The following is a 5,943-nucleotide window of genomic DNA, read 5'->3' on the forward strand; positions in this document are numbered from 1 at the left end:
GCAGGTATTTCGCGAATGAAGAAGGTCGTGATGAGATCATCAGTGATATCGAAAATCGCTTTGCCGAACTCTTCTCCGAAAGCCTGAAAAAAGGAGCAGTCTGTATCACCGATGCGGATGTCAACAACATTATCGCCAGCATGGGTCGCCCCGAAGATTTTGAAGAGGAAGAAGGGACAACCTCCACTGCCTCAGGAGCGAACTCCGGTACAGGAGCCGCAGGAGCAGGAGCCGGAGCCGGTGCAGGTGCAGGTGCAGGTTCCGGTGCCGCAGGCGCCGGTCCCACCACCGGTGGCTACCAGGGGGGATATTACCAAAGTAACCCCGACGAACCCCGACGCCTCTACCGGTCCGAGAACGATAAGATCCTCGGCGGCGTCTGCGCCGGCCTGGCCAATTATCTCCGCCTCGACCCCGCCCTCCTCCGGATCATCTTCGTGCTGATCTCCTTTGGCGGCGGCCTGGGCGTCCTGCTCTATATTATCCTGTGGATCGTCCTTCCCTACAAAACCCTGCCGGTCAATACCCGCAAACGACTCTACCGGAATTCCGATGACAAGGTGATCGCCGGCGTCGCCAGCGGACTGGCAGCTTATTTCCATATCGACGTATGGATCCCCCGCCTCATCTTCGCACTCCCGCTGATCCTGGGAGTCGTCACCTCCATCTTTCATACCTTCTGGTTTCATTTTCATGGCCGCTACTTCTTCACCGGCGGTTTCGGGGGCACCCTGTTCATAACGTATATCGTGTTGTGGATCGTCCTGCCTGAAGCCGTCAGCGCTTCAGAAAAGCTTGAAATGCGCGGGGAAAAGGTCGACCTGGAGTCTATAAAGAATACCATAAAGAGCGACCTCGGAAGTTTCAATAAGAAAGCCCGCGAAGTCGGCGCCGAAATGAAAGAAAGCTTTCAGAAGGCCGGCGAACGGGTAAAACAATCCACCCAGAATTTTACCTCCGAAGCCTATCCCGCCGCCCGTAGGACAGGCAGCGGCATCGGCCACGCCATCGGCATTTTGTTCAAAGCCTTCTTCCTCTTCATCGCAGGGATCATCGCCTTCGCCCTGATCATGGGACTGGCAGGCCTCGCCTTCCGCGGCGACGGCGTACTCGACCTGAAAAATTATATCCTCGCCGGCTTCTGGCAGAATTTTCTCGCCTGGACCGCCTTCGCCCTTTTCCTGGTCATCCCGGTCATCGCACTGCTGACCTGGCTGATCCGCCGGATCACGGGTGTCCGCTCCCGCAACCATTACCTCGGCTATACATTCGCTACCCTGTGGGTCATCGGGCTGTTTTCCTTTATCGCCCTGGTTGGCATGGTCATGAGCAATTTCCGGTCGAGACAGCATGTGGAAGAAGAATTCCCGCTGATCCAGCCCGCCCATGGAAAGCTGGTCGTTATGGCAGCCAAAGGCGATAACCAGTTTTATGACAATGACTGGTGGTTCGACGGCGACTGGCGGAACAACGGTCCTTTCTTTAACCTGAATGAGGACAGCCTCCTGCTCGCCACGATCCGGGTGAACCTCGTGAAGAGCGAAGACAGCTCCTACCACATAAAGGTAGTCCGCTTCAGCCGTGGCAATAATCCAAAAGTGGCGCACGACCTCGCACAACAGATCGTTTTCCCCGTCCGGCAGACCGACAGCGTCCTGTACCTGCCCCATGGATTCGCCGTCACGCAGGGCCAGAAATTCCGCAACCAGCAGGTCCTGATCGCCGTAGCCATTCCTATCGGCAAGAAGATCGTCGTCAACAGCAGCATACGGGACTATAAATGGTTTTCGATCAACTCCAATGGCCGGCATATCCAGTATAACAGATGGAGCGACGACTGGAACCGCTCTGGGGATGACGACTTCGACATGATCGACAATAGCTACTCCTGGACCAGCAATATCGAATATATTATGACGGCCGACGGACTGATGCGGACGGACAAAAAAAGCGCCGACCGCCGGGACAAAGACAAGACCAGGGATGACCGCAATTACAAAGACAGCAACACCGGGGATGACGACGACCCGGGCTATCGGAACCGGGACGACAAACCGGCGACTCCCGCAAACCCTGACAAACGCGGTTACCGCTATAAAGCCCCCGAACACCAAAAGACCAAACCCGCCGTCGACACTCCCGTTCTAAAGAGCACGACGATGGCGACGGCCCCCGAAAGACCGTCTTTACTTCTTATATCAGCACTATTTCAATAGTTGGTTGAAGTTGGAACAGCCCCTTCGGCGTTGGCGCCGGGGGCTTTTTTGTGCCCCCCCTTCTCCCTTTTCTTTTGCAGGCTCCCCCGCAAACCATATTTTTGCCGCCAAATTCACTTCAATGAAGCACACCCCCTTCACGGCCAAACATCTCGCACTTGGCGCAAAAATGGCAGAGTTCGCCGGCTACAACATGCCGATCTCCTATTCCGGCATCAACGATGAACACCAGGCCGTACGGACCAATGCCGGCGTCTTCGATGTCAGCCATATGGGCGAATTCATCCTGAAAGGAGACAAGGCATTGGACCTCATCCAACGCGTCACCACCAACGACGCTTCCAAACTGACCGCCGGCAAAGCCCAGTACAGCGCCCTGACCAACGAAAAAGGCGGTATCGTCGACGACCTGATCGTCTACTGCCTGGAAGAAAACAAAACCTATATGCTGGTGGTCAATGCCGCCAATATCGAAAAAGACTGGAAATGGATCGCCCAGCACAATACCCATCAGGCCGAAATGCACAATATCTCGGACAAAACCTGCCTGCTCGCGATCCAGGGCCCCAACGCCACCCGCCTCATGCAGGCCCTTACCGATCTCGATATCCTCAACCTCACCTATTATACCTTTATAAAAGGCGCCTTCGCCGGAGTCGATAATGTAGTGATCAGCGCCACAGGTTATACCGGCGCCGGGGGCATCGAGATCTATTTCGAGGACAAAGACGACACGGCAGAAAAAGTCTGGAACAAAATTTTCGAGGTGGGAACACCCCAGGGCCTGAAACCCATCGGTTTGGCGGCACGCGATACCCTGCGGCTCGAAATGGGCTACTGCCTCTACGGCAACGACATCGACGATACGAGTACCCCTCTCGAAGCCGGGCTGGGCTGGATCACCAAATTCACAAAGGATTTCACCGCAAGGACGATCCTGGAACGTCAAAAGGCGGAGGGCATCGGCAAAAAATTGGTCGGCTTCGAAATGCTTGAGAAAGGTATCCCCCGGCATGACTACGAGATAAAAGATTTCTCCGGCGCCGTGATCGGGAAGGTAACCTCCGGTACGCAATCCCCAACCCTGGGCAAGGCGATCGGAATGGGTTATGTACGACCCCCCTTCTCCAATATCGATAGCAAGATCTACATAAAAATACGGGACAAGCTCCTCCAGGCAAGGGTTACAAAACTCCCCTTCAGTTGATGGGCCGGTTAAAAACTCGCTTTTTATGATCGGTGACAAAGCTTGGAATGATTTTTTCTTGTCAAAGGAGCCAATAACGAGGACCTACCTATGCCTACGATCCATCTGACGACCTTTATTGCCGCACCCGCCGACCGGGTATTCGATCTTTGCCGGAGCATCGAGCTCCACCGTAAATCGATGGCCCACACGGGAGAAGAAGCCATCGCCGGCACTACCAATGGCCTGATCGGTCTCGACGAAACGGTGACCTGGAAGGCTAAACACTTGCTAAAGATCCGGATCCTGAAGTCAAAGATCGTATCAATGGCCCGGCCACTGTCCTTTACCGATGAAATGGTTAGCGGGGATTTCAAAAGCCTCCGGCATGAACACCATTTCAAACGAATCGACAACGGAACCCTGCTCATCGACCTGTTCCACTTCGAAACGCCCTATGGCGGCCTCGGAAAACTGGTCAATCAGCTATTCCTAACCCGGTATATGAAGAATTTACTGGAAACCCGCAACGGCATGATCAAAGATTACGCGGAAACGGAAAAATGGAAATTTATTTTGGATTAATAAAAGCCCCTGAACCCCTACATTTGCGTTATCCTGATTATGACAAATTCCAAGCCCAGCTTACATACCGCTTTATCTCCCGCCTTGCTTCATTTGTATGATCTGAACCACGCCATCGTGGTCATCATCGATGTCCTTCGGGCAACCTCCACTATTGCAACAGCCTTATACAACGGCGCCAAATGCGTGATCCCCGTGGATAGCGTCGCCAAATGCATCGAACTGGGCCGTCAGATCGACGGCATCACCGCAGGCGAACGCGACGGCCGGATCGCCGAAGGATTGGAACATGGCAATTCCCCCTTCGAATACCCCCGCGAGTTCGTCGCCGGCAAAACGCTGGTTTTAACAACCACCAACGGCACCAAACTCCTCCACATGGCCCTCGACCGGGGCGCCGGACAGATCGTCACCGGCTCTTTTCCCAATCTCGGCGCAATCTGCCGTTACCTGACTTCACAAAACCTGCCGGTCGTCCTTGGCTGCGCCGCCTGGAAAGACAAGATCAATATCGAAGACCTCTTATTTGCCGGCGCGGTGATCAACCAGGTAAAAGATCATTTTCATATCAACTGCGACTCCTCTAAGGTCGCCGAGACAATGTACCTCGACGCCCGGGTAGATCTTTTTGAATTCATGAAGAACAAACAAGCCTCCCACTACCTCCGGCTCAACGGGTTTGGACTGGAAAAGGATATCCGGTACTGTTTGACGCCCGACCTGGCCAACGTGCTGCCCTTTTACGAAAATGGCAAGCTGATCGTACTCTAGTCGATCGGCCAGGTCCATCAATTAGCCCGGCCAGATGCGCCCGCATCGGTACAAGCCAACCATTCCCCAACCGGAACGCGATTCCCTCCCAAATTCGTAAGCATCATCACCCATAACAGCTTACTTTTGCCAACTGTACCCAGTCGGGTACGGATGATAGCAGCTTGAAAAAGAATAACCTCCATATTGCCCTCGTGGGCAATCCCAATAGCGGAAAAAGCTCCCTGTTCAACGCCCTGACCGGGCTGAACCAGAAAGTGGGCAATTTTCCCGGTGTGACCGTGGACAAAAAGACCGGCAACAGCGATCTTTCTAAAGATCTCTCCGTCAATATCATAGACCTGCCCGGCACCTACAGCCTCTATCCCAAACGTGCCGATGAATGGGTGACCTATAAAGTACTGCTCGGCCAGGACCCCTCCGTCCGGCCCGATATGGTCATCCTCCTCGTGGACGCCAGCAACCTGAAGAGAAATCTTCTCTTCTGCTCCCAGATCATCGACCTGAAGATCCCCGTCGTCATCGCCCTCACCATGTTGGACCTGGCCGTAAAAAAAGGGATCGAGATCGATGTCGACGGCCTGGAAAGAGAATTAGGCATCCCGATCGTCCCCGTCAACCCCCGCAAGAACAAGGGGATCCCCCAATTGAAAAAGGTGATAGAGCAACGGGCCCGTCATTTCCGCCGCCCTGCCCGCGACTTTATCGTTGCCCCCGTCCTGGCCACCGGCGCCGTCGGCGACGTAAAAAAGATCTTCCCGGAGATCAGCGATTATACGGCCATCCACTACCTCATCAACCACGAGAATTTTGATTTCCCCCCGGATCAGCAGGGCCAGATCGAACATATCGAAGCCGAACATCATTTCAACCATACCCGGATCCAGGCCGATGAGATCATGCAACGCTATGCAAGGATCAAACAGATCATGCAGCATACGGTGGCGGAACCGGACCCCCTCGAACGAACCCTGTTCACGGAAAAACTGGACAAACTCTTCCTCGACCGCACCTGGGGCTATATCATCCTGCTGGCCGTGCTGTTCCTGCTGTTCCAAAGCGTTTTTTGGATCGCCCAATTCCCCATGGACGGCATCGACTGGACTTTCTCCCACCTGGGAAGTTGGGCGGGACGGCTCCTGCCGGATGCCTGGTGGAGCGACCTCCTCGTCAATGGAGTGCTGG

The 5,943-nt window shown here is 54.4% G+C and carries 5 protein-coding genes; all 5 read left to right on the top strand.

Features of this window, described 5'->3' with window-relative positions; genetic code table 11:
• A partial coding sequence (locus tag VGM48_RS20835) for a PspC domain-containing protein (RefSeq protein WP_331582365.1) occupies positions 1 to 2,216 on the top strand: 2,216 nt, incomplete at its 5' end.
• Between the two features lie 121 nt (positions 2,217 to 2,337).
• Entirely contained in the window at positions 2,338 to 3,423 is a 1,086-nt protein-coding gene (gene gcvT / locus VGM48_RS20840; RefSeq protein WP_331582366.1) for a glycine cleavage system aminomethyltransferase GcvT, read from the top strand.
• Positions 3,424 to 3,513: 90 nt separating this feature from the next.
• Positions 3,514 to 3,987, top strand: coding sequence for an SRPBCC family protein (locus VGM48_RS20845; RefSeq protein ID WP_331582367.1), 474 nt, complete (start codon positions 3,514 to 3,516; stop codon positions 3,985 to 3,987).
• 39 nt (positions 3,988 to 4,026) lie between these two features.
• Entirely contained in the window at positions 4,027 to 4,758 is a 732-nt protein-coding gene (locus tag VGM48_RS20850; protein WP_331582368.1) for a 2-phosphosulfolactate phosphatase, read from the top strand.
• Between the two features lie 164 nt (positions 4,759 to 4,922).
• Positions 4,923 to 5,943 (top strand): FeoB small GTPase domain-containing protein (locus VGM48_RS20855; protein WP_331582369.1); only part of this gene is annotated, 1,021 nt, incomplete at its 3' end.

This window comes from Puia sp., assembly GCF_036500295.1.
In the GTDB taxonomy this organism is placed as follows: domain Bacteria; phylum Bacteroidota; class Bacteroidia; order Chitinophagales; family Chitinophagaceae; genus Puia.

What these genes read in the sequence shown, in the direction of transcription:
- gcvT (WP_331582366.1), top strand. Translation starts at nt 2,338, where the DNA reads ATGAAGCACACCCCCTTCACGGCCAAACATCTCGCACTTGGCGCAAAA.
- VGM48_RS20845 (WP_331582367.1), top strand. Translation starts at nt 3,514, where the DNA reads ATGCCTACGATCCATCTGACGACCTTTATTGCCGCACCCGCCGACCGG.
- VGM48_RS20850 (WP_331582368.1), top strand. Translation starts at nt 4,027, where the DNA reads ATGACAAATTCCAAGCCCAGCTTACATACCGCTTTATCTCCCGCCTTG.